Origin of the sequence: Pseudoalteromonas sp. PB2-1 (genome assembly GCF_045040605.1) — a bacterium.
Classification (GTDB): Bacteria; Pseudomonadota; Gammaproteobacteria; order Enterobacterales; family Alteromonadaceae; genus Pseudoalteromonas; species Pseudoalteromonas arabiensis.
Genome location: NZ_CP090667.1, coordinates 3,263,050 through 3,290,000, shown reverse-complemented (window position 1 = coordinate 3,290,000; position 26,951 = coordinate 3,263,050). Strand labels below are relative to the sequence as shown.

Sequence of the window (26,951 nt, the reverse complement as noted above, 5' to 3'; positions counted from 1 at the left end):
TAGGGTAGCCGTAGTGAAAGCGAGCGTTAACTGCGCGTTGAGTTGCAAGGTATAGACCCGAAACCCGGTGATCTAGCCATGGGCAGGTTGAAGGTTGAGTAACATCAACTGGAGGACCGAACCCACTAACGTTGAAAAGTTAGGGGATGACCTGTGGCTAGGAGTGAAAGGCTAATCAAACCGGGAGATAGCTGGTTCTCCCCGAAATCTATTTAGGTAGAGCCTCGGACGAATACTTACGGGGGTAGAGCACTGTTAAGGCTAGGGGGTCATCCCGACTTACCAACCCTTTGCAAACTCCGAATACCGTAAAGTACTATCCGGGAGACACACGGCGGGTGCTAACGTCCGTCGTGAAGAGGGAAACAACCCAGACCGCCAGCTAAGGTCCCAAAGTCATAGTTAAGTGGGAAACGATGTGGAAAGGCCCAGACAGCCAGGAGGTTGGCTTAGAAGCAGCCATCCTTTAAAGAAAGCGTAATAGCTCACTGGTCGAGTCGGTCTGCGCGGAAGATGTAACGGGGCTAAACTATGCACCGAAGCTGCGGATTCAAACTTTGTTTGAGTGGTAGGGGAGCGTTCTGTAAGCCGTTGAAGGTGTACCGGGAGGTATGCTGGAGGTATCAGAAGTGCGAATGCTGACATGAGTAACGATAATGCGGGTGAAAAACCCGCACGCCGGAAGACCAAGGGTTCCTATCCCATGTTAATCAGGGTAGGGTAAGTCGACCCCTAAGGCGAGGCCGAAAGGCGTAGTCGATGGGAAACGGGTTAATATTCCCGTACTTGGTATAATTGCGATGGGGGGACGGAGCAGGCTAAACAAGCATGGCGTTGGTTGTCCATGTGAAAGTGAGTAGGTTGAGAGTTTAGGAAAATCCGGACTCTTAAGACTGAGACACGAGACGAGCACCCAAGGGTGTGAAGTTGTTGATGCCATACTTCCAGGAAAAGCCTCTAAGCTTCAGATTATACCGAATCGTACCCCAAACCGACACAGGTGGTCAGGTAGAGAATACTAAGGCGCTTGAGAGAACTCGGGTGAAGGAACTAGGCAAAATCGTACCGTAACTTCGGGAGAAGGTACGCTCCTATCTGTGATGAGACTTGCTCTCTAAGCGGACGGGAGCCGCAGTGACCAGGTGGCTGGGACTGTTTATTAAAAACACAGCACTGTGCAAAATCGCAAGATGACGTATACGGTGTGACACCTGCCCGGTGCCGGAAGGTTAATTGATGGGGTTAGTTTTCGGACGAAGCTCTTGATCGAAGCCCCGGTAAACGGCGGCCGTAACTATAACGGTCCTAAGGTAGCGAAATTCCTTGTCGGGTAAGTTCCGACCTGCACGAATGGTGTAACCATGGCCACGCTGTCTCCACCCGAGACTCAGTGAAATTGAAATCGCAGTGAAGATGCTGTGTACCCGCGGCTAGACGGAAAGACCCCGTGAACCTTTACTACAGCTTGGCACTGAACATTGAACCTACATGTGTAGGATAGGTGGGAGGCTTTGAAGCAGAGACGCTAGTCTTTGTGGAGCCGTCCTTGAAATACCACCCTTGTAGTTTTGATGTTCTAACGTTGGTCCCTGATCGGGATTACGGACAGTGCCTGGTGGGTAGTTTGACTGGGGCGGTCTCCTCCCAAAGAGTAACGGAGGAGCACGAAGGTTGGCTAAGTACGGTCGGACATCGTACGGTTAGTGTAATGGTAGAAGCCAGCTTAACTGCGAGACAGACACGTCGAGCAGGTACGAAAGTAGGTCATAGTGATCCGGTGGTTCTGAATGGAAGGGCCATCGCTCAACGGATAAAAGGTACTCCGGGGATAACAGGCTGATACCGCCCAAGAGTTCATATCGACGGCGGTGTTTGGCACCTCGATGTCGGCTCATCACATCCTGGGGCTGAAGTCGGTCCCAAGGGTATGGCTGTTCGCCATTTAAAGTGGTACGCGAGCTGGGTTTAGAACGTCGTGAGACAGTTCGGTCCCTATCTGCCGTGGGCGTTTGAGAATTGAGAGGGGTTGCTCCTAGTACGAGAGGACCGGAGTGAACGAACCGCTGGTGTTCGGGTTGTCATGCCAATGGCACTGCCCGGTAGCTACGTTCGGAACTGATAAGCGCTGAAAGCATCTAAGCGCGAAGCAGGCCTCGAGATGAGTTCTCACTAGACTTTTAAAGTCTCTGAAGGGCCGTTGAAGACTACAACGTTGATAGGCAGGGTGTGGAAGTGGTGTGAGCCATTAAGCTAACCTGTACTAATTACCCGTGAGGCTTAACCATACAACGCCAAACGCGTTTTGTGGCAGCGTAACAACGCAAAGCAGAAGTTAAGATACTAAAGTAGACATTTACTTACAATCAGCATTCCGAATTTAGTAGTCGCGATTTTATATCGCGCTTACAACAGAATACGCTTGGTGACAATAGCGTTTTGGACCCACCTGACCCCATGCCGAACTCAGTAGTGAAACGAAACAGCGCCGATGATAGTGTGGCATTTGCCATGTGAAAGTAGGACATCGCCAGGCTCCTAATTAGAGAAACCCGATTCGAAAGAGTCGGGTTTTTTGTTGCCTGTAGAAAAATAAAACACCCAACCAAGACCCTACTACTTCTATCCTTGTAGGCATAGTGTGGCATTCGCCATGTGAAAGTAGGACATCCTACTGCGTAGCGCACCATGGCTCCTAATTAGAGAAACCCGTTGCAGTAATGCAACGGGTTTTTTCGTGTGTGGCGAGATTTTACATCACGCTTTATCCGCAAACAGACACTCCATGACACGGAATAAACCCGCAGCTACGCGACAAGGTTACCACAACACGTGTGTCGTCGCGATTTTACATCGCGCTCTATGAGCGAACAGACAGCCAATGACGCGGAATAAACCCGCAGCTACGCGACAAGGTTACCCCAACACGTGTGTCGTCGCGATTTTACATCGTGCTCTATCTGCGAACAGACAATCCATGACGCGGAATAAACCCGATGCTACGCGGCAAGTAACCCCAACACGTTTGTAGTCGCGATTTTACATCGCGTGATAGAGAATCGCAGGTATAGATCTTATTGGGGACGGGATGAGCCTACTGGCTGTTCGGTAGTAGAATACAGAGGTTATCTGTAAAGTGGTTGGCTAATACTAAGGCCAAATCTTAGCTGTGCACCTGAAACATAACTAAAAAAAGCCCAGCAGAGATTCACTGCTGGGCTTTTTTTGTAGTAAGCAGTATGTTACTTAATCATGCTATAAATAAGCGCAAATACTGCTAGAGAGCCAACTGTTAGAACAAACAGGGTACTCAAGCGGTTTTTGTATTTGTGTAAAACTGGTACTTTATAAACAGCAATCATGGGCATGATGAATAGGATCATAGCAATGATTGGGCCTGATAGTTGATCCATCATGTTTAAAATACTTGGGTTAATTACTGAACAGTACCAAATAGCAAAGAACATGATCACAGTGCCGGTTTTATCAACTAACTTTGGATTCAAATCTGTTTGCTTACTCACTAGGCCATTAAAGCTTTCACGAGCACCTAAGAAGTGTCCCAAGAATGATGATGTAATTGCGATAAAAGCAACCAGAGGTCCAAGTGTGGCAATAAAAGAGTTATCTGTGATATTGGCTAGAAATGACAAAATAGACACATTATCAGCCTTAGCTTGTATCATTTGTTCAGATGATAGAGACAACACACACGAAAATACAAACAGCAATACAAATACAATCAGTAACAAGCTGGTACGTTTAAGAATTGCTTCAGATTTCATTTTGGCATTATTGCCATAATGGGCTCGCTGTACATGGACAAAACTTGAGATTGCAGCTGCGTGGCTAAACGAAAAAACAATAATAGGAATAGATAACCAAAGCGTCTTCATAAAACCTGAGAACTCAGGAATAGTGATGTCAGGCATTTGCCAACTGGGGATTAAATATAACGATAAGAAGAATAAGATACCAACCAGAGGATAAACTAAAATAGAAAAAGCGCGAAGCATAAGTGCTTCACCACCAAGCATTAAGCTAATCATACCACCAACTAAAACCCCTGATAATAGAACGCGTGGTGGCGACTCCATGCCTAATTGATTGACAATAAAGCTGTCGACGGTATTGGTTAAGCCAACACCATAGATAAGTAAAATAGGAAAGATCGAAAGAAAGTATAAAAGAGAAATTAAGCGACCGGCGTTAATACCAAAATGCTCTTCAACTACGTCTGTAAAGTCAGCATCGGACCGTTTAGATGATAATACAAAGCGGGCCAAGCCTCTGTGAGCTAAATAAGTCATTGGAAAGGCAAGGCATGCCATGATGATTAACGGCCAGAATCCGCCGATACCGATATTAATTGGTAAGAATAAAATACCAGCCCCGACCGCGGTACCAAATAAACTTAATACCCATTGGGTGTCATGAAGATTCCATTTCGAGTTACTACTTGTTGTCGATGCATCATACGGCATAGCATCTTGATGTGTGTTCATTAGCACTCCACTATTAGAATAATAATTGTCGCGCAGCATATAGAAAAGCGCCTAAGAATGCATGTTTTAGCGTTGTATTTAAATAACTATGCTGTAAGGGGAGACTTACACAAGGGAATATTGCTTATTTGGATAGCTGAGTTTAGCAGTGCTCCACCCAGCTTAGAGTGTTATTGTGCAGCCGTTAGTGCACGTGCTTTTATATCAGCAGCAAATGCTAACCCTTTCTTAAAACGAGCCTCGGCTGCACTGATTTCTGCTTCATCGCCATTTGCGGCAAGAATGCTTTGTGAGAGAGCCTTATAAAGCGAGGTAATTTGTGATTCGTATGCTGCTTCAATTGCCTTTTCAATTGTTGTCATGGTTGTACCTTCAATAGATTAAGAGTGAAAAATAGTATAGGAACAGGCACATATTGGCTATAGATGATAATTGATTTAGGTTAATTAAGAGCTCTTTTAAACTTGCTGGGTACTGCTTGGGCCTACCCAGCAATGTGTGTTTTAAGTCGCATTAACTCCCTAACGCTGATACCACAAAATATGGATTCAGATACTCTTCTTTACTGTTATACAGTAGTGGGCTGCCATCGAGTTTGCTAACCGTTGCGCCGGCTATTTCGGCAATCGCATGACCTGCTCCCGTATCCCACTCACAGGTTGGGCCAAGGCGTGGGTATATATCAGCACTACCTTCGGCTACTAAGCATAGTTTTAGCGAGCTGCCTTTTGAAACCATTTCTACATCTTCAAACTGTTTTACGAATTCTGCTAAATCAGGAGAAGGGTGCGAGCGGCTTCCGACAACACGGATCAGCCCTTTATTTGGCTTACGGGTTACCTTAAGTTCGATACGCTCATCACCTTTATCTTTAAAGGCACCAATTGCTTCAGCAGCAATATACGACACACCTAATGCCGGTGCATCGACAACTGCCAATACTGGTTTACCTTTTTCAATCAAGGCAATATTCACGGTGAACTCGCCATTCTTTTTAATGAACTCTTTGGTGCCATCTATAGGATCAACTAACCAGTAACGTTGCCATGTTTGGCGGACCTCCCAGCTTATATCAGCGCTTTCTTCACTTAGAATTGGCACATCTGGGGTAAGGTGTTTTAAGCCATTCACAATCACTTTATGAGCTGCTAGGTCAGCGTCGGTAACAGGACTTTCATCAGCCTTGTACTCAACATTAAAGTCCTTTTCGTAAATCCCCATAATTGCACTACCCGCTTGGCGCGCGAGGAGTAAGATTTCTTCTAGCAGTTCCGTTTGATTCATGGCTTAACCTATAATTTGCTGTTGTTTTAAATACGCTACCAGTTCTTGCACCGATTGGTCTAGGGTGTTTGTGCTCGTATCGATTTTAATTTCTGGTGAAATAGGGGATTGATAATCAGAATCGATACCAGTGAAGTGTTTTATCTCACCTGCACGGGCTTTTTTATAGAGACCCTTAGGATCGCGGCTTTCGCAAACGTCTAATGGAGTATCTAAAAATACTTCGATAAATTCACCCTCTTCAACTAAGTTTCTTACCATATCGCGTTCACTTCTAAAGGGTGAAATAAATGCGGTGAGTACCACAAGTCCTGCATCAACCATCAGTTTTGCGGTTTCACCCACTCGGCGAATATTTTCAATACGGTCTTCATCACTAAAGCCAAGATCTTTACATAAACCATGACGTACATTATCACCATCTAATAGGTATGTGTGCACACCTAATTGATTCAGGGCACTTTCTAGTGCATTGGCAACGGTGCTTTTGCCAGAGCCTGAAAAACCAGTAAACCATAAAATAGTTGGCTTATGTTTTTTTTGCTCACTACGCTGTGCTTTAGTGGTAGCGTAGTTATGCCATACGATATTCTCATCCATTGTTTTTACTCTCATTATTGAAATGGAAAAACCAGTGGTATTAATGTCAGCACCGTTATTGAATAAATAATCGATAACGGTAAGCCCATTGCAATGTAATCTTTTAAACGGTAGTTACCTGCACTGTATACCATTAGGTTAGTTTGGTAACCAAATGGCGAAATAAAACTAGCCGATGCACCAAAAGCGACAGCCATAATAAAAGGAAGTGGCGATACATCAAAACCTATGGCTAATGCGTAGGCAACTGGAAACGAAAGTGCCGCGGCTGCATTATTGGTAATGAGCTCTGTAAACATCACGGTCATTAAGAAAATGGCAATGAAAGCCCCATAAGGTCCAAAATCGCCAAGCACGTATAACATACCTGATGATATTTCACCGGCAAGGCCTGTGCCTATCATTAATTTAGCTAGGCCGATAGCACTGCCTACCACAGCGAGTAGCTCAATCGGAAAGCGGCGCTTTACTTCACTAAGTTTAATTGTGCCAGTTAGCATTAGGCCGATCAGTAAAACAAGTAGACCTTTAATCAAGGGGACGATTCCAAGAATGCTCAGGCCTAAAACCCCCGCAAAACTGGCCAATACGATATTAGATTTCTTTGGCTTTAAGTGAGTTTGTAAATCAAGGCCTGAAATATAAACAAATTCTCTTTTAAGGTCAGGAAGTGAGTAAAACTCTTTACCTGGTGCAAGAATGAGTGAGTCACCAGCTTGTAGTTGTACTTTACCTAAACCACCTTGCAAACGGTCGTGGCCGCGGCGAATGGCAATAACCGCCGCATGGAATTGCTCACGAAAACGCACTTCCTTAACTGTTTTACCTATGTATTTAGAGGAATGGCTGACAACGACTTCAACTAAGTGCTCAACATCTTTTTCGTGTTTGTCGTGAACGACTTTTAGGCCATCAAACTGAGTAAGCAGAGGTACCGATTTTATGTCACCGACAAACAAGAGCACGTCACCTTCTTTAATCACTTGCTTTGGTGTGACTGCACAGATACGTTTATCTTCACGGATGATCTCGGCTAAGAATAGGTCTTTAAGTTCACGAAGACCATTTTCTTCAACGCTTTTACCCGCGAGTTGTGAGCCAGTTTCAACTTTACCTTCTAGATAGAAAGGGACGACTTCTTGATCGTTTTTGCCATTATCAGGAAGGTATTTCAACATCACAATGATAGTGATTAAGCCAACACTTAAAGCACCCAAGCCCACTAATGTAAAATCAAAAAAGCCTAGGGGCGCCATGCCAGCTTCTACTGCAAAACCATTAACAATTAAGTTAGTTGATGTGCCAATTAGGGTAATCGTGCCCCCTAAAATTGCAGTGTACGACAAGGGTAACAACAATTTAGACGGGGAATGAGTTGGACTGTCTTTTATTGCACTAATCAGTGAGGCCACAACCGCCGTATTATTAGTAAATGATGATAAAAAAGCGGTAGATAAACCAAGTTTAGTCACTGAGCTGGTTAGACTTCCTTTAGAAAGTGACTGAGCAAGTTTCTGTACTAACGTGGTTTTTTCTACAGCAATAGACACTAATACAAGCAGTATTAAAGTAATTAAAGAGGGGTTTGCATAGTTCACCAGCATATCTTCAAGGCTTATAAGCCCTGCTAGATAGCTAATACCAATGGCGCCAACAAATAACCATGCTGGTTTTAGTCGTGTGCCAAAAAGGCACCCGACTAATACCAGCATAATGCCTGTTAATACCAGCTGTTGATACATGCTATTGCTTCCTATAACAGGCGAAAAGTGATCATTTAAGCTTAGTTATATCAAGCGCTTGCCAGTGAGGGAAGTGCTTGCGTACTAAAGCGTTAAATTCAACTTCAAAGTCGCTAAAGTTACTTTGCTGTTCTTCGATGTTAAGTAATTGCTCAATCATACCTGCTGCCACAGTTAGGTTTGATAGGCGATCGATTAGGATAAACGCACCTGTTTCATGATTGCTGTGGTACTCATCAGCCAAAATTGTTTCTGTCAGCTCTAAGGTTACAATAGCAATTTCGTTCAGCTGTAATGAGTCAGCTTGACCATGCTCTAAGGTATTTACATCAATGGTGTGATCGATTTTTCTTACCACTGCTGAGGTATTCTTGCTACCTAACTTAAAGTTGTAGCTTTTACCTAATACAAGCGGCGCTTCGTGCATCCATACTAATTTAGCTTGAATACGATTTGTGACAGCGGCTTTTGAAGCGGCTGGCACAATCACATCACCACGGCTGATATCTATTTCGTCGTTTAATGTTAAAGTGATTGCTTGACCTGCTTCAGCGGTATCTAAGTTGCCATCAAAAGTCACAATCTCTTTGATACTTGAGCTTTTACCCGATGGTAGCACTTTCACTGCATCACCAACACTGAACTTGCCAGAGGTTAAAGTACCTTGGAAGCCACGGAAGTCTAAGTTAGGGCGCACGACATATTGCACCGGAAGGCGTGCTTCAAAACCGTTATCAATTTCAGCAGCTGGTGAGTCTTCAAGTAACTCAAGCAGTGGTTTATCAGTGTAGTAAGGAGTGTGCTCTGAGCGTGTTACTACGTTGTCACCTTTAAGTGCAGACATAGGCACAAACTTGATATTCGTAACGTTTAGCTGCTCCGCAAATTTAAGATAATCCGCTTTGATTTTCTCATACACAGTTTCGTCGAAATCGACGATGTCCATCTTGTTGATAGCAACAACAAACTGTTTAATACCAAGCGAATCACAGATAAAACTATGGCGTTTTGTTTGTACTTGTACACCGTAACGCGCATCCACCAAGATAATAGCTACATCACTGGTTGATGCACCGGTTACCATGTTGCGTGTGTACTGCTCATGCCCTGGTGTGTCAGCAATGATGAATTTACGTTTTGCTGTTGAGAAGTAACGATAAGCAACGTCAATCGTAATACCTTGTTCGCGCTCAGCTTGTAAGCCATCAACAAGGAGTGCTAAATCAAGCTCTTCACCGGCATTACCGACTTTTTCATTGTCTTTATGCAGGGCGGCAAGTTGGTCTTCATAAATTTGGTGGCTGTCATGTAAAAGGCGGCCAATCAGCGTTGATTTACCGTCATCCACACTACCACAGGTCAGCATGCGTAAAAGGCTTTTATCTTGTTGACGTGCAAGGTAAGCGTCGATGCCTAACTCTCTTACTTCGTTAATCGTGTCGTTTGTTTTAGACATTAGAAATAGCCCTCACGTTTTTTCTTTTCCATTGAACCAGCTGAATCATGATCAATCACACGGCCCTCACGCTCAGAAGAGGTTGAAAGTAGCATCTCTTCAATAATTTCCGTTAAGGTTCCTGCCGTTGATTCCACAGCCCCCGTTAACGGGTAACAACCAAGGGTACGGAAACGCACAGATTTCATTTCTGGTACTTCGCCTTCCTCAAGAGGCATGCGCTCATCATCAACCATGATTAGCGTGCCGTTACGCTCAACAACTGGGCGTTCTTTGGCAAGGTAAAGTGGAACCATTTCAATGTTTTCTTGGTAGATATACTGCCAAATATCAAGCTCAGTCCAGTTCGATAACGGGAAAACACGAATACTTTCACCCGGGTTAACTTGGCTGTTATATGTATTCCAAAGCTCTGGACGTTGGTTTTTTGGATCCCATCTGTGGTGTTTGTCACGGAATGAGTAAACACGCTCTTTAGCACGAGATTTCTCTTCGTCACGACGTGCCCCACCAAACGCAGCATCAAAGCCGTATTTGTCCAGTGCTTGCTTTAAACCTTGGGTTTTCATGATGTCAGTGTGCTTTGCTGAGCCATGTACGAATGGGTTGATATCAATCTCTAACCCTTCAGGGTTTTTGTGGACGATTAAATCAAAGCCGTATTCTTTGGCTAGGCGGTCACGAAACTCGATCATTTCCTTAAACTTCCAGTTGGTATCAACATGTAATAATGGAAATGGGATCTTTGCTGGGTAAAACGCTTTGCGTGCTAAGTGTAATAACACCGATGAATCTTTACCTATCGAGTAAAGCATCACCGGATTTTCAAACTCAGCAGCCACTTCGCGCATGATCTTGATACTTTCAGCTTCTAATTGCTGAAGGTGTGTTAAAGCCATTGTTAGTCGTCCTACTAAAATGATTAAAAGTTAAATTACGCTACGCCTGTAATAGGCTGGGCAAAGCTGCTGGTTTGTTCGGTTTGTCCGAACCATGCAAGCTGGTGATGCAATGATGCAACTTCGCCTATAATTAGTAAAGCGGGTGAGATAATACTATGACGGGCGATTAAGTCCGCCAACTCACCCAGTTGCCCAGTAACGACACGCTGTTCTTTTCGCGTACCATTTTCGATAATAGCAACTGGTGTTTCTGCACCACGGCCATGTTTTAATAATTGTGCTTGAATATGGGGAGATTTAATGACACCCATATAAATAGCCAAAGTTTGATTTGGTTTTGCGAGTGATTGCCAATCAAGTTCTTGACCATCTTTTTTACAGTGTCCTGTCACAAATTGAATAGCTTGTGCATGGTCTCTGTGTGTTAGAGGGATCCCAGCATAAGCACTGCAACCGGCAGCAGCAGTGATACCCGGTACGATTTGGTAACGTACTTGATTTGCGGCCAGCACTTGTACTTCTTCACCACCACGACCATAAATAAACGGGTCGCCTCCTTTAATACGGCATACCTTTTTACCTTGTTTGGCAAAATCTACCAGCATTTGATTGGTATCTTCTTGTGCAACACTGTGATCGCCCAAGCGTTTGCCAACACAGACTAAATCAGCATCACGGCGCACTAGTTCCATAATTTCATCAGAGACTAAATAGTCATACACAACGACGTCGGCTTGTTGCATTAATTGCAGTGCTTTTAGTGTTAATAACTCAGGGTCGCCAGGGCCTGCACCGACAACATACACTTCGCCTTCAGGCTCTGGCTTTGCATCTAACAGTTGCTCTAACTGCACAGTTGCTGCCTCGGTATTACCCGCTTGCACTTTACTCACAACCGATGAGTCAAACACCCCTTCCCAAAATTGGCGACGGTCAGCAAAGTGCTTGAAACGCTGTTTTACTTTATCGCGAAAGCTACCAACTAACGTAGCAAGTGGGCCAATATGTTGTGGAATAAGGGTCTCGAGTTTTTCACGTAACCGACGTGCAAGTACGGGGGCAGTGCCAGCACTTGAAATAGCAATTGTGATTGGATCACGGTCAACAATCGAAGGAAAAATAAAGCTGCATTTAGGCTGGTCATCAACCACATTAACGAAAATATTACGCGCATTAGCACGTTCAAAAACGTCATTATTGACGCTGTCGATATCCGTCGCCGCAATAACTAGCATTTGTTGATCTAAATACTGTTCTTTAAATGTATCAACGATAAGCGTTACTTCACCTTGCGTTGCAAGCGCAGTAAGTTCATCACAAAACTCAGGGGCGACTAGCGTTACATTGGCACGTGCTTTTAAAAATGCACGGCACTTGCGTAACGCAACATCTCCACCGCCGACTACCAATACAGGTTTGTCGTCTAACTTGGTAAAGATAGGTAAATATTGCACGTTGTTCTCACCCCTAAAACACATCAAAGAAACTGCTTATTGCAGGCAAGCAGAATATAGTGCTCTAAATAAAGTAAAAAATAATTAAAACCAAGTTTATATAACTAAAAGTTATATTTGGTGGCTTTGTTTGGCTTAAGGCTTAGTTAACAAGGGATTGCGGCGAGTTACAAGGAAATTAAATGCCTTATGGTGATTAGTTATGATTTATAGCCAGATCATAAAAATTTGCTACTATAGGGTACTAATATGGCAACACAAAATAAGATCAATGACTAATATGCAAACAATCGCTGCCCAAGCGGTGGCACTAATGGATTTAACAACACTGAATGACACCGACACTACAGAGTCTATTAATAACTTAGTTGCGAGTATTGAGCCAAAGTTAGGCATTCCTGCTGCGGTTTGTGTGTATAGTCAGTTTGTTAGTGACGCTAAGCTTGCACTCGCTGAGCGTGAGTTACAACAAGTTAAAGTGGCTACTGTGACTAACTTCCCTGGTGGGGAGCAGCCGTTAGAACAAGTCATTAGTGAAACCTTGTTTGCTATTGAACGCGGAGCCGATGAAGTAGACTTAGTGATTCCATACAAAGCACTGATTGCCGGTGATGAACGCAAAGTTTTAGAGTATGTTCAAGCGTCAAAAGATGCCTGCGGTACTCAAGTGCAACTCAAAGTGATCATTGAAAGCGGTGAATTGACCAATGAGTTGATTGCTACAGCAACTAAGCTGGCGATAGAAGGCGGTGCTGACTTTGTTAAAACCAGTACCGGTAAAGTTGCTGTGAATGCCACCCTTGCGGCGACTAAGGTTATTTTAGAGACCATTAAAGCAAGCGATAAAAAGGTGGGTTTTAAAGCGGCGGGTGGAGTCAGAACTGTTACTGACGCTGCTGAGTATTTGGCTTTAGCTGAGTCAATTATGGGTGAAGCGTATTTACAACCCGATCTTTTTCGATTTGGCGCTTCAGGCTTATTAAGTGATGTGTATATGATATTAAATGAATCGTGAAAGTGAGCAAGAAAAAATAGCGCTAGAGCACGGTGCGGCAAAGCTATTTTTACGCTGTTACGAAAAGCAATTTGGTGTAACTATGCGTAATATCTGGCATAACACACCGAGTAAGCCCGATGTAAGTTGCTATAAAGGTGATGAGCGACTCGATATCGAAATAGCGCATTTATATGCCAGTGAAACAGAAGCGATGGCGGTACTTGGCCGACCTTTGTCGATTGGCATGCAACGAGACCTTGCGGAAATGGCGTTAGCACCAAGTAGTGAACGTTTGCACTGTGCGTTACATCGTTTGCTCGCGCAAAAAGCGAAAAAGCATTATGAGTCTACTCACCCTTGGTTATTGATACGAAATGCCAGTACGATTTGGCATTTAGAAGATTTTAAGTCAGTACTTACTAACTTAAAAGTGCCAGCAGAGCACCCATTTCAACAAATTTGGCTACTGTGTGATTTTTACCGTGGCGAATTGATACAAATTTTGTAGTGATAAACGAAAGCGTGTACAGCCAGTGCTAGCACTGGCTGTTATTTTGCTTAGTTGAATTTAAAAATACTGCCAAGGCTTTCTAAACTTGATTTGTTAGTTTTGGCAATGCAGCCTGAATCATCAAGGGACTTTTTGGTCGTCTCATCCGCACGACCAGTCACTTTGAGCTTATTTTCTTGCTGATACTCAGTGAGTGCAATCACGGTTGCTTCATCGTACTCTACGTCTTCTACTTCATATTCTTCGTAGTGAGGCTGTCTTTTCAAATAACCCAAACAAACCAAGTTTAGTCGTGACATCGCCAAGTCTGTTTTTTCGTAGTAAGGCATTCTATGATTAGGAACAGTAACTGATGCCACTGCTGCTTTAGTGGGGGCTGCAGCTGCAGTTACTTTGAGTGGTGCAGGCGCTGTGTGACCAGCCGCTATCGTGTTATCACTATTGTAACGATAATAGGTCGCTGGCACTTTTGATTCTAAGAACTCAACCGCTTTTATAATCACTTCACGTAATGCTTTTTCTTTTGGCGTGTTTGACCAACTACTCAGGTTGCCGCCGACTAGGGCGCCACCAAAGTTAGTTGCAGCAGAGGTAAAATTAAAATCTTTACTACCACCTTCTACGCTAGTGGCTGCTAGAATACGAGAGGTACGAGTGTCTATTAAGCGTAAATCAATAGCCATGTGTGAACTTGAAAAGCCCGCTGATACTGAGCTAAATACATCACCAATAAACCCACCACTGCCTACACGAGTACCAGAGTTGTCGTCATCGAACTCTGTGACCGCTGCTACAACCACAATTTCGGCACCCTCTATTTCGCCGTAGGCTGCACCTGATGCTGCACTTACTCGACCTGATACCGCTAAGTCTTGCTCTGATAAAACAGCATCAAGCGCTTGTCGCTCTAAAACGATAAATCGATTGGTACTAACTAATGCAGTTGTTAGCTGATCTGCCATACCTTCACCAATTTCTTTACGCCACCAACGCGAGTCGTTGGACTTATCGGTAAAGCGTGCCACAGCGACTCTGGCTTTAGGGCCATTGTATTGTTGTTGTGCGACTTCGTTTATATTCGGGCTGTTGTTATTGCTTGTGGTTGTCGTCGTACTTTGGCATGCAGTTAGTGCAGCAGCAATTAAAGTGAGCGTAATCGCTTTGTGTGTTTTGGTGAGCATATGACTTTCCTTAACTTATATCTCATGCAGTAAATAACGCCACAATACGGGCTTTGTTTTTATGAATGTTTATTAGGATAAGTTATAAAAATCAGTACATTAAAAATAGTACTCAAGCGAAAAGTTTATTCACTCACACGAAATTAGCACGTTTTTTATGGTTATCTCGATACTGTTTTGGTGAGAGGCCAAAATAACTTTTAAAGCTTCGAGCAAAATAACTTTGCGAGCTAAAGCCATTTTGTTCAGCTATCAGACCAATTGCTGATGTGCTATTGATTAGGTGTTCTTTTGCAAACTCTAAACGTGTATTGCGCAAATAGTCTGATGGAGTTTGTGAATATAATGCTTTCATTTTTAATTGAAGTGCACGGGGGCTAAAACATAATGCAGAGGCAAGTTGTTCGACGGAGAAACTTTCATCTTGATAATGAGTTTGCACTACCTGCTTAAGCTTTTCTGTAAAGGAGTAGTCTTTATTGTGAACCGTAATCTGTGCGGATGAGTCTGTGTGTAGCGGGGCAGCAAGCTGCGCCGTTAAATGCTGGTTTAAGATGTGTCTTAAATTAAGCAACCCCTTAACACGACTGATCAGTATTGCTGGTTCAAACGGTTTACTTAAAAAATCATCGGCTAATAAATCGAGGCCTTTTAAACGACTATTTTTGTCTGCCTTTGCAGAAAGCAATAGGACAGGAATGTGGCTGGTGGCGGGGTTGGCACGTAGTTTAGTCAATAGTTGATAGCCATCCATATTAGGCATCATGACATCACTAATGATTAGGTCTGGCAGGCTCGTTTGACATAGTTCAATAGCTTGTTGACCATCAATTGCGCAGATACAACGAAACTCCTCATTAAATAACGAAAGTAATAGATCAGCCATGTCTTGGTTATCCTCAACAATGAGAATAGTTGGCTGTGAGGAGTGCAGTTCAATTGAGTTATTTATATGTTTACCAGAGGCGATTGCAAGAGGAAGTGACACATTAAAACAGCTTCCTTTGTTAACTTGACTTTGTAGGGTGATTATACCGCCATATTCTTCAACTAGCTGCTTTACCAAGGTTAGGCCGATTCCACTTCCTGACTCTTCTGATGTTGCCACGCGGGTAAAGCGGTTAAAAACTTGTTGCTGATGCTTGTCGGCAATTCCGATACCCGTATCAATAATGCTAAATATCGCCCGTTGCTGTTCCATCGAGAGGCTAATACTAACTTTACCACCTTGTGGGGTGTACTTAAGAGCATTACTAATTAGGTTACTAAAGATAGAGTGAGCATGCTCGGGAGCAAGGGCAATCATGCATTCTTCAGTGGGATTAGTGTGAAAATTAAATTGCAGTTGCTTTTGCTTAAAGAGCGGCGTGAAATCGTTTACCAGGTTGGTCAGAAAATCGCTTAATGAATACGGTGATACCGTGTAAATAGCTGTACTTGGACGTTTACTTAGTTGTAAAAGTTGATTGATGAGCTCAAGCAAACGCTGGCAGTTGCGCTTTATACTGGCAAGCTGGTTGCGGGTATGTGGGTCAGTATTACTCTGCTGTAACTGACTTATCGGAGCAAGTATTAAGCTCAGTGGCGTTTTTAGCTCATGGCTAATGTTATCTAGAAATTGATCTTTTAATTTGTTTAATTCAACTTCAGTTTGCTTTTCTTGCTCAGCGAGTTTGCGTTGGTACAGTGCATTTAAAAGTAGCCAAGTTAGCGTTAATGCCATGATTAGGTAGATGCCATAGGCTAATTTACTTTGCCACCAAGGAGGCACAACAGTTAACTTTAGCAAGGAGGCACTGTCACTCCACTGGCCGTATTGATCTTTTGCCTTGATTAATAATTGGTAGTTACCAGCTGGAAGTTGTGGGTAGTTGACTTGCCTAAGAGAGGCATCTGTATACAAAAACTGTTTATCAAAGCCTGCTAACTTGTAGCCATATTGATAATGTTTTGGCGTGGCAGCATTATTTAATGCACTAAATTTAAAGCCAATAACGCCAGCTGATTGCTCAAAAGAGAGTGAATGGGTGGAACTGGCAAGCGTATTTGTTTGCTTACCGAAGTGATTGCTCTCAATTGCGTGGTTGTTCAGTAATAGCTCAGTTAATACCGGAGTAGGGGGAGCGTGCGATAAGGTTAACTGCTCAGGATAAAAGTGGTTATAACCATTAATACCGCCAAAGAATAATTCGCCATCGTCTGCTTGAAAGCTTGCGCCCAGTATAAATGATTGGTGCTGAATACCGTCTTCTGGCAAAAATTGCTGCATTTGTTCTGTGACAGGATTATAGCGTGTTAGTCCGCCGTTGGTTGCTAGCCAAAGCATGTCTTGCTGATCAGTTAAAATATCAAAAATATTATCATTCGCTAAGCCGTGCTGCTCGGTAATTTGTTTAACGTTAAAATTATCTTTATTGACTTGGTTCAGTCCCTGCATTGTACCAACCCAAATGATGTTCTTTTTTAGCAGTAAAGAAGTCACCATGTTATGACTAAGCCCTGTATCGGCTGAGCTTTGTTGATCCAATAAACTAAATTGCTCACTTGCAATATCTAACTTATTGAGCCCTGCTCGGGTGCCAATCCAAAGAGCATGGTCATCACTATCATAGGCAAGTGTAAATACAGTGTTGTTCGCAAGGCTGTTGCTTGTGTCGTTATGCTTGAAGTGAGTTACTTTAGCTGATTCAGGCTCAAACCGAGTAAGTCCTTGGTTACTGCCAAGCCAAAGTGCACCCGTTTTGTCACTGGTTATCGCGTAAACACGATCACTCGCTAGCTGGTGGCTTTGCATGGTGAAAATTTCAAAGCTATCACTACCATCCTGATACTTAACTAAGCCGCCACCGTAAGTGCCTACCCATAACTGATGATTGTTATCTTCATGGAGGGCAAATATATTACTGTTTGGTAGTGCGTCTTTATAGTGATGATAGCCTTGGGTTGTTTTACGATTGAGTCCATCACGAGTGCCAATCCATACCTCTCCATTGGCTCTTTTTATGATTGAGCGAACAAAATTATGGCTCAAAGAATGTAGCTGAGAGGTTGTTGATTGATGAGAAAACTGCTGCTGTTTGGGGTCATACCGATGTACACCATAGCCATCAGTCCCTAGCCAAATAATACCTTGTGGGTCTTGATAAAGTGAAAGGAGATAATCACTGCTTAAACTATTTTGCTCTTGTTTATCATGGCGATATTGAATGTATTCTTTTTGCAAGTCTGCCTCAGCAGGCAAAAAGTATAAACCTTGCCCATAGCTTGTTAGCCAAAGATTGTTTTGAGCATCAATAAGGCTGTCAGTGATCCAGATACCTTTAAAGTGCTTAATTGGTTCACTCACTAACGTTGTTAGATTAAGCGTATAGAGTCCTTGCTTGCCGCCAACGAGTAACTTCTCGTGATTAAGTAAATTGAGATGCCATAACGGTGAGCTGATATTAGCGTATTGAGTAAATTGCTGCGTATTTGGATTAAATGAAAGTAACCCTTGGCTGGTAGCAAGCCAAAGCCGTTTATCAGTAACGATGATATCGCGAATGAGGGTGTTTTGTTGAGCATGTGCTTTAAATTGAAAATGTTTGAACTCGTTAGTGCTTAAATCAAAATAGCTTAATTTACCTTGCTCATGACCAAGCCAAAGATTACCCCTTGGTGTGAATGCCATCGACCAAATTTTATCGTCACTCAGCCCTGAATTCTTGCCTGAGGAGTATACTTCGAACTCGCCAGTATGCGTGTTAAGGCGGTTGAGCCCCTTACTTGCAGTTGCAAACCAGAGTTGTTGATGCTGATCTTTTTGGCAGGAAGTGATCCAATTTCCCGAGATGCTTTTGCTATGCTTGTTGGCTTTAAAACGTTTAAATTCATAACCATCAAAACGATTTAACCCACCTTGTGTGGCCAGCCATAAAAAGCCTTGTTGATCAGTTATACTGCAATTGATGGAGTTTTGACTTAAACCTTGCTGACTATTAAAAGTTGTCAGGTGTAATGGGCGAGCATTAGCAAGCTGACTAACAAGCAAAGTGATAGTAAACAATACAACGTAGCGGGCAAATTTTAACGGCAACACATGTATCCATGTCGTTTTCAGTTCCTTTATTGGGTTATAATAAACTGCTTTTTAATCAATGTTAATATTGATTTTTAAATAGACTGGCGAGAATTTAACTTCTGGGTATCTTTTACACTTGTGTTAATGAATTGCGTAAGTATAATAGGCATCCACTTTGCAGGGGCGTAGTTCCAATTGGTAGAACAGCGGTCTCCAAAACCGACGGTTGGGAGTTCGAATCTCTCCGCCCCTGCCACTTTTACACTGTGTGTGAAGTCTAAAATTAAAAATCGGTTTAAATAGTCAGTTTTTAAGTTTAGATTTTAATGGATTAACCCTGCCAAAGAGCAGGGTTGTTGTGTCTGTAGTTAAGGTAATAATATTATGAGCACGAATGTAGAAACACCATCAAGTGCGATGGATTCAGTGAAGTGGATTGTAGCGATAGCGCTACTAGCAGGCGCAGTCGTTGGTAACCACATGTACGCAGACCAATCTGTATTATTACGTGCAATTGGCGTAGTGGTTGCTGTTGCAGCAGGTTTAGGTATTGCCTCACTTACTGAAAAAGGCCGTACTTTTATTGCGTTTGCAAAAGAGGCACGTATTGAAGTGCGTAAAGTTGTCTGGCCAACGCGCCAAGAAACAACCCATACAACATTAATTGTAATGGTTGCAACTGTGATTATGGCACTTATCCTGTGGGGATTAGATGGCATTTTATTCCGCGCTGTAGGCTTTTTAACTGGATTGGAGATCTGATCCCATGTCGGATGAGAAGAACGAAAAGAAACTACGTTGGTACGTAGTACAAGCTTTCTCGGGTTATGAGAAGCGTGTTGCACAAACTATTCTTGAGCACATCAAGATCGAAGGTTTGGAAGATAGTTTTGGTGAAGTTTTAGTACCAACTGAAGAAGTTGTTGAGATGCGTGCTGGTCAAAAGCGTAAATCTGAGCGTAAATTCTTCCCAGGTTACGTATTAGTAGAAATGGACATGAACGATGCAAGCTGGCACTTAGTGAACAGCACTGCGCGTGTAATGGGCTTTATTGGTGGTACATCAGACCGTCCTGCACCAATCAGCAAAAAAGAAGCTGATCGCATCTTAAATCGTCTGCAAGAAAATGCTGAAGCACCTAAGCCTGCAACATTATTTGAACCAGGCGAAGTTGTTCGTGTTATTGATGGTCCATTTGCTGACTTCAGCGGTGTCGTTGAAGAAGTGGATTACGAAAAGAGCCGCGTGAAAGTATCTGTACTTATCTTTGGTCGTTCGACACCGGTTGAGCTTGAATTTGGTCAAGTTGAACAAGACAAATAAGTAAAAAAATTAAAGCTGCCAAAATCGTTTAATATATTTGGCAATAAGCTTGAAAAAGGCCGTTGATTAACTTATAATCAGCGGCCTTTTTGTGTTAGGGCAAGTTATCACTTGTTTTATCACGAAAAGTGAGAACCAATTTTTAAACTGGGAAGCCGTTAGAGTACGCGTCCTCGCGCGCACAAGGCTATGACCCACCAAATGAGGTATTTATTATGGCTAAAAAAGTTGAAGCTATTATCAAGCTACAAGTTGCCGCTGGTATGGCTAACCCTAGTCCTCCAGTAGGTCCAGCACTAGGTCAACACGGTGTAAACATCATGGAATTCTGTAAAGCGTTCAACGCACGTACAGAGTCTATCGAAAAAGGCGCTCCAGTTCCTGTAGTGATCTCTGTTTACGGTGACCGTTCTTTCACGTTCGACATGAAAACTCCACCGGCTGCTTACTTACTTAAGAAAGCTGCAGGTATCAAATCAGGTTCTGGCCGTCCTAACACTGAAAAAGTGGGTACAGTTACTCGTGCTCAACTTGAAGAAATCGTTGAGACAAAACGACCTGACCTTACAGCGGCTGATATGGACGCTGCAGTTCGCACTATCGCAGGTTCTGCGCGTGCGATGGGCTTGAACGTAGAGGACTAAGATAATGGCAAAATTAACTAAACGTATGCGTACAATCCGCGAAAAAGTGGATGCGACTAAAGATTACGAAATCAACGAAGCCGTTGCTCTTTTAAAAGAGTTAGCGACAGCTAAATTCGTAGAAAGTGTTGACGTTGCTGTTAACCTTGGTATCGATGCTCGTAAATCTGACCAAAACGTTCGTGGTGCAACTGTACTACCTAACGGTACTGGTCGTGAAGTTCGTGTTGCTGTATTCACACAAGGCGCTAACGCAGATGCTGCGAAAGAAGCTGGTGCTGAATTAGTGGGCATGGAAGATCTTGCTGAACAAGTTAAGAAAGGCGAGATGAACTTTGACGTTGTTGTTGCATCTCCAGACGCTATGCGTGTTGTTGGTCAACTAGGTCAAATCTTAGGCCCACGTGGTCTAATGCCAAACCCTAAAACTGGTACTGTAACACCTAACGTTGCAGAAGCAGTTAAAAACGCGAAAGCAGGTCAAGTTCGTTACCGTAACGACAAGAACGGTATCATCCATACTACTATCGGTAAGGTTGATTTCACTGCTGAGCAACTTCAACAAAACCTTGAAGCTCTTATTGTTGCGCTTAAGAAGGCTAAACCTTCTCAAGCAAAGGGTACTTACGTGAAAAAAGTAACTATCTCTACAACAATGGGCGCAGGTGTTGCTGTTGACCAAAACTCTTTAAGCACAGTTGTTGCTTAATTAAGAGTTTACATGGCGCGAAATTTAAACTATAATTTTGCGCCATTTTGTTGAGAAAGTTAATTTCGAAACAAGTAAAGAATTCGGGTTGAAGTCCATAATTTCGTACTGCCTTCGGGTAAAAACGATAAATTGGGCTTCCGTCCAAGACCGTAGGCGGCTTCGGCCTTAATGAATTTTACCTACGTAGACGGTGTGAATCCCCAGATAGATTTTTCCTAATCTTCTGGCTCTCGCCGTAAAAAGCATCTCCATCATTGATGGGGAAGAGTAGAACAGGGAAGCCTATGTAGGCGACCCATTAAACCAGGAGTAACACCCATGGCTTTAAATCTTCAAGGCAAAAAAGCAATTGTTGCTGAAGTCAACGAAGCAGCCACTGGTGCTCTTTCTGCAGTTGTTGCAGATTCTCGTGGTGTAACAGTTGGTGCTATCACTGCCCTTCGTAAAGAAGCTCGTGAAGCTGGTGTATGGATGAAAGTTGTTCGTAACACATTAGCTAAACGTGCTGTTGAAGGTACAGATTTTGAGTGCCTTTCTGACTCACTTGTTGGTCCAAGCTTAATCGCTTTCTCATCAGAGCACCCAGGTGCTGCTGCGCGTATCTTCTCAGATTTCGCGAAAAAGAATGAGAAATTCGAAGTTAAGACGGCTGCATTTGAAGGTAATGTAGTAGACGCAGCTATGCTAGCAACTCTACCTACTTACGACGAAGCTGTTGCACGCTTAATGAGCGCTATGAAAGAAGCGTCTGCTGGCAAATTGTGTAAAACAATTGAAGCAGTACGTGTACAGAAAGCTGAGCAAGCTGCTTAATTTTAAGCTGTTTTTTTGTTCACTTTCGGTGTAATATTTTTTTTGGGCTAGTATTAGTCCGTAATAATTAGGAAATTTGTAATGTCTGTAACTAAAGACCAAATCCTTGATGCTATTGCTGAAATGTCAGTAATGGACGTTGTTGCTCTAGTTGAAGCAATGGAAGAGAAATTCGGCGTAACTGCAGCTGCTGCTGTTGTTGCTGGTCCTGCTGCTGAAGCAGCTGAAGAAAAGACTGAGTTTGACGTAATCCTTACTGGCGCTGGCGCTAACAAGGTTGCTGCAATCAAAGCTGTACGTGGTGCAACTGGTCTTGGCCTTAAAGAAGCGAAAGCTCTTGTTGAATCAGCTCCTGCACCTCTTAAAGAAGGTGTATCTAAAGAAGAAGCTGAAGCGCTTGCAAAAGACCTTACTGAAGCTGGTGCTGAAGTTGAGGTTAAGTAATCTAGCTTACGCTAGGTTCGCTGCCTGAGTAATCAGGCAAGGGCTGGTGATTATTTAATCACCGGCCTTTTTGCGCTATGGAGCGATGCAATCCTGTAGCGCAAATAAAATCTAGTTTTCTCTTTATTTTCAAGTTGTTACCTTTTTTGGTATTGAAAGTGACAGAGCAAAATAGAACAACAATTTAATGTTGTACATCTTGGCATAGATGCCAGTTAAGTCTGTTCTTACAAGAACAGGTCGGGTCAAAGATCAGCAAGCTGAGGAACCCCATGGCTTACTCTTATTCTGAAAAGAAACGTATCCGTAAGGATTTTGGTAAACGTCCACAAGTTTTGGATATACCTTTCTTACTGTCGACGCAGTTAGAATCGTTTAAAAAATTCTTAGTCCCTGACGCTGATGGCGATCACGGTTTGGAAGCTGCTTTCCGTTCTGTGTTTCCGATCAAAAGCTACTCGGGAAATTCTGAGCTACAATACGTCAGTTATCGTATTGGTGAGCCAGTATTCGATGTAAAAGAATGTCAAATTCGCGGTGTGACTTATTCTGCTCCACTTCGCGTAAAATTGCGTCTTGTGGTGATGGACAAAGAAGCACCAGGCACAGTTAAAGACATAAAAGAGCAAGAAGTTTACATGGGCGAAATTCCGCTCATGACTGATACCGGTACCTTTGTAATCAATGGTACAGAGCGTGTTATCGTTTCTCAGCTACACCGTAGCCCTGGTGTATTCTTTGATAACGACCGCGGTAAAACTCACTCGTCAGGTAAAGTACTTTATAACGCGCGTGTAATTCCTTACCGTGGTTCATGGTTAGACTTCGAGTTTGATGCAAAAGATAACCTATATGTACGTATTGACCGTCGTCGTAAATTACCGGCGTCAATTATCTTACGTGCTCTAGAGTTCTCTACGGAAGAAATCCTAGATATCTTCTTCGATACCACTGCGTTTGAAGTAACTGACGGTAAAGTTCTTATGGAACTTGTACCTTCACGTTTACGCGGTGAAACTGCCGCTTTTGATATCAAAGGCGAAGACGGTGAAGTCCTTGTTGAAGCGGGTCGTCGTATTACTGCGCGTCACATCAAGAACATCGAGAAAAAAGGTATTAACCAATTAGAAGTACCGCATGAGTACATCATTGGTCGTGTTGTAGCTAAAAACTATGTTGACGAATCAACGGGTGAGATCATCGCTAACGCGAATGATGAGCTATCACTTGAGCTAATGGCTGAATTGGTTAAAGCAGGTCACACTAAGATTGATACATTATATATCAACGAAGTGGACAGCGGCGCCTACATGTCAGATACATTACGTATCGACACAACAAGCAACCGTTTAGAAGCATTAGTAGAAATTTATCGCATGATGCGCCCAGGTGAGCCACCGACGAAAGACGCGGCTGAAGCCTTGTTTGATAACTTGTTCTTCTCTGAAGAGCGTTATGATCTATCAACAGTAGGTCGTATGAAGTTCAATAGCCGTGTAGGTTATGACTCAGATACAGGCCCTGGCACATTATCGAAAGAAGACATCGTAGCTGTTATGAAAGTGCTTATCGCTATTCGTAACGGTGTTGGCGATGTTGATGATATCGACCACTTAGGCAACCGTCGTATCCGTAGTGTTGGCGAAATGGCTGAGAACCAATTCCGCGTTGGTCTAGTACGTGTTGAGCGTGCTGTACGTGAGCGTTTAAGCTTAGGTGACCTTGATGCGGTAATGCCACAAGATCTTATTAACGCTAAGCCTATTTCGGCAGCCGTTAAAGAGTTCTTTGGTTCATCTCAGTTGTCACAGTTCATGGACCAAAATAACCCGCTTTCAGAAGTAACGCACAAGCGTCGTATTTCTGCATTAGGTCCGGGTGGTTTAACACGTGAACGCGCTGGCTTCGAAGTACGAGACGTTCACGTAACTCACTATGGTCGTGTATGTCCAATCGAAACGCCTGAGGGTCCAAACATCGGTCTAATTAACTCATTGTCTACGTACGCACGTACTAACGACTATGGTTTCTTAGAAACACCTTACCGTAAAGTGGTAAACGGTGTCGTAACTGATGAAGTAGATTATTTATCAGCCATTGAAGAAGGTCAGTTTGTTATCGCTCAGGCGAACTCAAACTTGAACGACAACAATGAGTTTGTTGATGAACTCATTCCATGTCGCCACAAAGGTGAATCAACCTTTATGGGCAAAATGGACCAGCAATATATGGACGTATCACCACAGCAGGTGATCTCTGTAGCGGCCGCACTTATCCCGTTCTTAGAACACGATGATGCTAACCGTGCATTGATGGGTTCAAACATGCAACGTCAAGCTGTACCAACGCTTATTGCGGACAAACCGCTAGTAGGTACAGGTATTGAGCTTACACTAGCGAAAGATTCTGGTGTAACGATCGTTGCTAAGCGTGGTGGTGAAGTAATGTATGCGGATGCAAGCCGCATCGTTGTAAATGTACATGAAGATGAGCGTATCCCTGGTGAAGCGGGCATCGATATTTACAACCTTACTAAATACACACGCTCAAACCAAAATACATGTATTAACCAAAAACCAACGTGTATGGTTGGTGAGCCGGTAACACGTGGTGACGTATTAGCAGATGGTCCTTCGACTGACTTAGGTGATTTAGCACTAGGTCAAAACCTTCGCGTGGCATTCATGCCATGGAATGGTTATAACTTCGAGGATTCAATCCTATTATCAGAGCGTGTAGTTCAAGAAGATCGTCTAACGACTATCCACATTCAAGAACTACAATGTATCGCACGTGATACTAAATTAGGTCCTGAAGAGATCACAGCAGATATCCCTAACGTGGGTGAGTCTGCACTAGGCAAGCTTGATGAATCAGGCGTTGTTTATATCGGTGCTGAAGTTAAAGGCGGCGATATCCTAGTAGGTAAAGTGACTCCGAAAGGCGAAACGCAATTAACGCCAGAAGAAAAGCTACTACGTGCTATCTTCGGTGAGAAAGCGTCAGACGTTAAAGACAGCTCTTTACGCGTACCAAACTCTGTAACGGGTACTGTAATCGACGTACAAGTTTTCACCCGTGACGGTGTTGAAAAAGATAAGCGTGCGTTAGAAGTTGAAGACATGCAGCTTCGCGAAGCGAAGAAAGACTTCAACGAAGAGTTCCGTATCTTAGAAGCCGGTGTATTAGACCGTGCTCGTAAGTTACTTGTTGACGCTGGTCTGAACGCAGATTCAATTGCATCACTAAATGCTGAAAAGCTGCTTACTCAAAGCCTTGCTGAAGAAGACAAGCAAGCTGAGCTTGAGCAACTAGCCGCTCAGTACGATGAGCTTAAAGCTGAATACGATAAGAAGTTTGAAAACAAACGTCGTAAGATCACTCAAGGTGACGACTTAGCACCAGGCGTACTTAAGATTGTTAAAGTATACCTAGCTGTTAAACGTCGTATCCAACCGGGTGATAAGATGGCGGGTCGTCACGGTAACAAAGGTGTTATCTCGACTATCGTACCAGTAGAAGATATGCCATACGATGACAAAGGTCGTACGGTAGACATCGTTCTGAACCCGCTAGGTGTACCATCACGTATGAACATCGGTCAGATCCTAGAAACACACATGGGTCTTGCTGCACGTGGTGTGGGTGAGCGCTTAGAAGAAATGATGAAAGAGCAGCGTGAACTGCACGAAATCCGTAGCTTCGTTAAGAAAGTTTACGAATTAGGTGATTGTCGTCAGAAAGTCGATATCGACTCGTTCTCTGATGATGAAGTTCGTCGCTTAGCTGAAAACTTGAAAGGTGGTTTACCGATCGCAACTCCAGCCTTTGATGGTGCTCGTGAAAGCGAAATCAAAGACTTACTTGAGCTTGGTGGTTATCCAAGAAGCGGTCAAGTTACACTTTATGATGGCCGTACTGGCGATCAGTTCGAACGTCAAGTAACTGTTGGTTACATGTATATGTTGAAACTTAACCACTTGGTTGATGACAAGATGCACGCACGTTCAACTGGTTCTTACAGCCTTGTTACTCAGCAGCCGCTGGGTGGTAAAGCGCAGTTCGGTGGCCAGCGTTTCGGTGAGATGGAGGTGTGGGCACTAGAAGCTTACGGTGCTGCATATACTCTACAAGAAATGCTAACAGTGAAATCGGATGACGTGAACGGTCGTACTAAGATGTATAAGAACATCGTAGATGGTAACCATAAGATGGAACCAGGTATGCCAGAATCGTTCAACGTATTGTTGAAAGAAATCCGCTCACTGGGTATCAACATCGAGTTGGAAGAAAATTAAGCCATTTAGGTGCGGCGTAAGCCGCAC

General features: G+C 43.3%; 19 protein-coding genes, 1 tRNA gene and 2 rRNA genes (1 of these 22 running past the window's edge). 12 read left to right on the top strand and 10 right to left on the bottom strand.

The window, feature by feature from the left end; translation table 11 throughout:
* Both L0Z67_RS15325 and rrf read left to right on the top strand, forming a co-directional pair.
* Positions 1–2,285, top strand: a 23S ribosomal RNA gene (locus L0Z67_RS15325) (it extends 600 nt beyond the left edge of the window).
* A gap of 133 nt (positions 2,286–2,418) precedes the next feature.
* Positions 2,419–2,533 (top strand): 5S ribosomal RNA (rrf, locus tag L0Z67_RS15320).
* 706 nt (positions 2,534–3,239) lie between these two features.
* Here rrf and L0Z67_RS15315 read toward each other — a convergent pair.
* From L0Z67_RS15315 to cysG, 8 genes are all read right to left on the bottom strand, one after another.
* Positions 3,240–4,502, bottom strand: a complete 1,263-nt coding sequence (locus L0Z67_RS15315; RefSeq protein ID WP_405128212.1) for an aromatic amino acid transport family protein — start codon at positions 4,500–4,502, stop codon at positions 3,240–3,242.
* Between the two features lie 170 nt (positions 4,503–4,672).
* Positions 4,673–4,864: a hypothetical protein gene (locus tag L0Z67_RS15310; RefSeq protein WP_062568410.1), complete on the bottom strand. Its 192-nt coding sequence runs from the start codon at positions 4,862–4,864 to the stop codon at positions 4,673–4,675.
* 151 nt (positions 4,865–5,015) lie between these two features.
* Positions 5,016–5,786 (bottom strand): 3'(2'),5'-bisphosphate nucleotidase CysQ, encoded by a 771-nt coding sequence (gene cysQ / locus L0Z67_RS15305; protein ID WP_405128211.1) that lies wholly within the window; start codon positions 5,784–5,786, stop codon positions 5,016–5,018.
* A gap of 3 nt (positions 5,787–5,789) precedes the next feature.
* Positions 5,790–6,386: an adenylyl-sulfate kinase gene (gene cysC / locus L0Z67_RS15300; protein ID WP_405128210.1), complete on the bottom strand. Its 597-nt coding sequence runs from the start codon at positions 6,384–6,386 to the stop codon at positions 5,790–5,792.
* A gap of 14 nt (positions 6,387–6,400) precedes the next feature.
* Positions 6,401–8,128, bottom strand: a complete 1,728-nt coding sequence (locus L0Z67_RS15295; protein ID WP_237128336.1) for an SLC13 family permease — start codon at positions 8,126–8,128, stop codon at positions 6,401–6,403.
* A 31-nt stretch (positions 8,129–8,159) separates the two neighbouring features.
* Positions 8,160–9,584 carry a sulfate adenylyltransferase subunit CysN gene (cysN, locus tag L0Z67_RS15290; protein ID WP_237114534.1) on the bottom strand — a complete coding sequence of 475 codons (1,425 nt, stop codon included), beginning with the start codon at positions 9,582–9,584 and terminating at the stop codon, positions 8,160–8,162.
* The gene (gene cysD / locus L0Z67_RS15285; protein WP_062568401.1) at positions 9,584–10,483 is read right to left on the bottom strand and encodes a sulfate adenylyltransferase subunit CysD; all 900 of its coding nucleotides are present in this window, start codon (positions 10,481–10,483) and stop codon (positions 9,584–9,586) included. Before cysD ends, cysN begins: the two co-directional genes overlap by 1 nt.
* A gap of 35 nt (positions 10,484–10,518) precedes the next feature.
* Positions 10,519–11,940, bottom strand: a complete 1,422-nt coding sequence (gene cysG / locus L0Z67_RS15280) for a siroheme synthase CysG (protein WP_062568400.1) — start codon at positions 11,938–11,940, stop codon at positions 10,519–10,521.
* Between the two features lie 271 nt (positions 11,941–12,211).
* Between cysG and deoC the strand changes: the two genes are divergently transcribed.
* Entirely contained in the window at positions 12,212–12,955 is a 744-nt protein-coding gene (deoC, locus tag L0Z67_RS15275; RefSeq protein WP_193987907.1) for a deoxyribose-phosphate aldolase, read from the top strand.
* Complete coding sequence (locus tag L0Z67_RS15270) at positions 12,945–13,445, top strand: hypothetical protein (RefSeq protein WP_062568398.1); 501 nt, start codon at positions 12,945–12,947, stop codon at positions 13,443–13,445. Before deoC ends, L0Z67_RS15270 begins: the two co-directional genes overlap by 11 nt.
* A 50-nt stretch (positions 13,446–13,495) precedes the next feature.
* Here L0Z67_RS15270 and L0Z67_RS15265 read toward each other — a convergent pair whose 3' ends face one another.
* Both L0Z67_RS15265 and L0Z67_RS15260 read right to left on the bottom strand, forming a co-directional pair.
* Positions 13,496–14,629, bottom strand: coding sequence for a CsgG/HfaB family protein (locus L0Z67_RS15265; protein WP_062568397.1), 1,134 nt, complete (start codon positions 14,627–14,629; stop codon positions 13,496–13,498).
* Between the two features lie 133 nt (positions 14,630–14,762).
* Positions 14,763–18,707 (bottom strand): two-component regulator propeller domain-containing protein, encoded by a 3,945-nt coding sequence (locus L0Z67_RS15260; RefSeq protein WP_405128209.1) that lies wholly within the window; start codon positions 18,705–18,707, stop codon positions 14,763–14,765.
* Positions 18,708–18,868: 161 nt separating this feature from the next.
* Between L0Z67_RS15260 and L0Z67_RS15255 the strand changes: the two genes are divergently transcribed.
* The 8 genes from L0Z67_RS15255 to rpoB all read left to right on the top strand — a co-directional run bounded on the left by L0Z67_RS15255 (position 18,869) and on the right by rpoB (position 26,924).
* A tRNA-Trp gene (locus L0Z67_RS15255) sits at positions 18,869–18,945 on the top strand.
* Between the two features lie 128 nt (positions 18,946–19,073).
* Positions 19,074–19,451, top strand: a complete 378-nt coding sequence (gene secE, locus L0Z67_RS15250; protein ID WP_062568395.1) for a preprotein translocase subunit SecE — start codon at positions 19,074–19,076, stop codon at positions 19,449–19,451.
* A gap of 4 nt (positions 19,452–19,455) precedes the next feature.
* A complete protein-coding gene (nusG, locus tag L0Z67_RS15245; protein WP_062568394.1) occupies positions 19,456–20,013 on the top strand; it encodes a transcription termination/antitermination protein NusG in 558 nt (185 codons plus the stop codon).
* A gap of 215 nt (positions 20,014–20,228) precedes the next feature.
* Positions 20,229–20,657, top strand: coding sequence for a 50S ribosomal protein L11 (gene rplK, locus L0Z67_RS15240; protein ID WP_054554827.1), 429 nt, complete (start codon positions 20,229–20,231; stop codon positions 20,655–20,657).
* A gap of 4 nt (positions 20,658–20,661) precedes the next feature.
* Entirely contained in the window at positions 20,662–21,366 is a 705-nt protein-coding gene (gene rplA / locus L0Z67_RS15235; RefSeq protein WP_062568393.1) for a 50S ribosomal protein L1, read from the top strand.
* 321 nt (positions 21,367–21,687) lie between these two features.
* Complete coding sequence (gene rplJ, locus L0Z67_RS15230; protein ID WP_062568392.1) at positions 21,688–22,182, top strand: 50S ribosomal protein L10; 495 nt, start codon at positions 21,688–21,690, stop codon at positions 22,180–22,182.
* 81 nt (positions 22,183–22,263) lie between these two features.
* The gene (gene rplL / locus L0Z67_RS15225; protein ID WP_062568391.1) at positions 22,264–22,626 is read left to right on the top strand and encodes a 50S ribosomal protein L7/L12; all 363 of its coding nucleotides are present in this window, start codon (positions 22,264–22,266) and stop codon (positions 22,624–22,626) included.
* Positions 22,627–22,898: 272 nt separating this feature from the next.
* Entirely contained in the window at positions 22,899–26,924 is a 4,026-nt protein-coding gene (gene rpoB, locus L0Z67_RS15220) for a DNA-directed RNA polymerase subunit beta (RefSeq protein ID WP_062568390.1), read from the top strand.
* Positions 26,925–26,951 lie beyond the last annotated feature (27 nt).

Bases quoted from the DNA above. Each gene is read 5' to 3' on its own strand.
- rplJ (WP_062568392.1), top strand. From the start codon at position 21,688: ATGGCTTTAAATCTTCAAGGCAAAAAAGCAATTGTTGCTGAAGTCAAC.
- cysD (WP_062568401.1), bottom strand. From the start codon at position 10,483: ATGGCTTTAACACACCTTCAGCAATTAGAAGCTGAAAGTATCAAGATC.
- cysQ (WP_405128211.1), bottom strand. From the start codon at position 5,786: ATGAATCAAACGGAACTGCTAGAAGAAATCTTACTCCTCGCGCGCCAA.
- L0Z67_RS15265 (WP_062568397.1), bottom strand. From the start codon at position 14,629: ATGCTCACCAAAACACACAAAGCGATTACGCTCACTTTAATTGCTGCT.
- L0Z67_RS15315 (WP_405128212.1), bottom strand. From the start codon at position 4,502: ATGAACACACATCAAGATGCTATGCCGTATGATGCATCGACAACAAGT.
- rplK (WP_054554827.1), top strand. From the start codon at position 20,229: ATGGCTAAAAAAGTTGAAGCTATTATCAAGCTACAAGTTGCCGCTGGT.
- cysC (WP_405128210.1), bottom strand. From the start codon at position 6,386: ATGGATGAGAATATCGTATGGCATAACTACGCTACCACTAAAGCACAG.
- rpoB (WP_062568390.1), top strand. From the start codon at position 22,899: ATGGCTTACTCTTATTCTGAAAAGAAACGTATCCGTAAGGATTTTGGT.
- L0Z67_RS15310 (WP_062568410.1), bottom strand. From the start codon at position 4,864: ATGACAACAATTGAAAAGGCAATTGAAGCAGCATACGAATCACAAATT.
- rplA (WP_062568393.1), top strand. From the start codon at position 20,662: ATGGCAAAATTAACTAAACGTATGCGTACAATCCGCGAAAAAGTGGAT.
- cysN (WP_237114534.1), bottom strand. From the start codon at position 9,584: ATGTCTAAAACAAACGACACGATTAACGAAGTAAGAGAGTTAGGCATC.
- secE (WP_062568395.1), top strand. From the start codon at position 19,074: ATGAGCACGAATGTAGAAACACCATCAAGTGCGATGGATTCAGTGAAG.
- nusG (WP_062568394.1), top strand. From the start codon at position 19,456: ATGTCGGATGAGAAGAACGAAAAGAAACTACGTTGGTACGTAGTACAA.
- rplL (WP_062568391.1), top strand. From the start codon at position 22,264: ATGTCTGTAACTAAAGACCAAATCCTTGATGCTATTGCTGAAATGTCA.
- L0Z67_RS15295 (WP_237128336.1), bottom strand. From the start codon at position 8,128: ATGTATCAACAGCTGGTATTAACAGGCATTATGCTGGTATTAGTCGGG.
- L0Z67_RS15270 (WP_062568398.1), top strand. From the start codon at position 12,945: ATGAATCGTGAAAGTGAGCAAGAAAAAATAGCGCTAGAGCACGGTGCG.
- deoC (WP_193987907.1), top strand. From the start codon at position 12,212: ATGACTAATATGCAAACAATCGCTGCCCAAGCGGTGGCACTAATGGAT.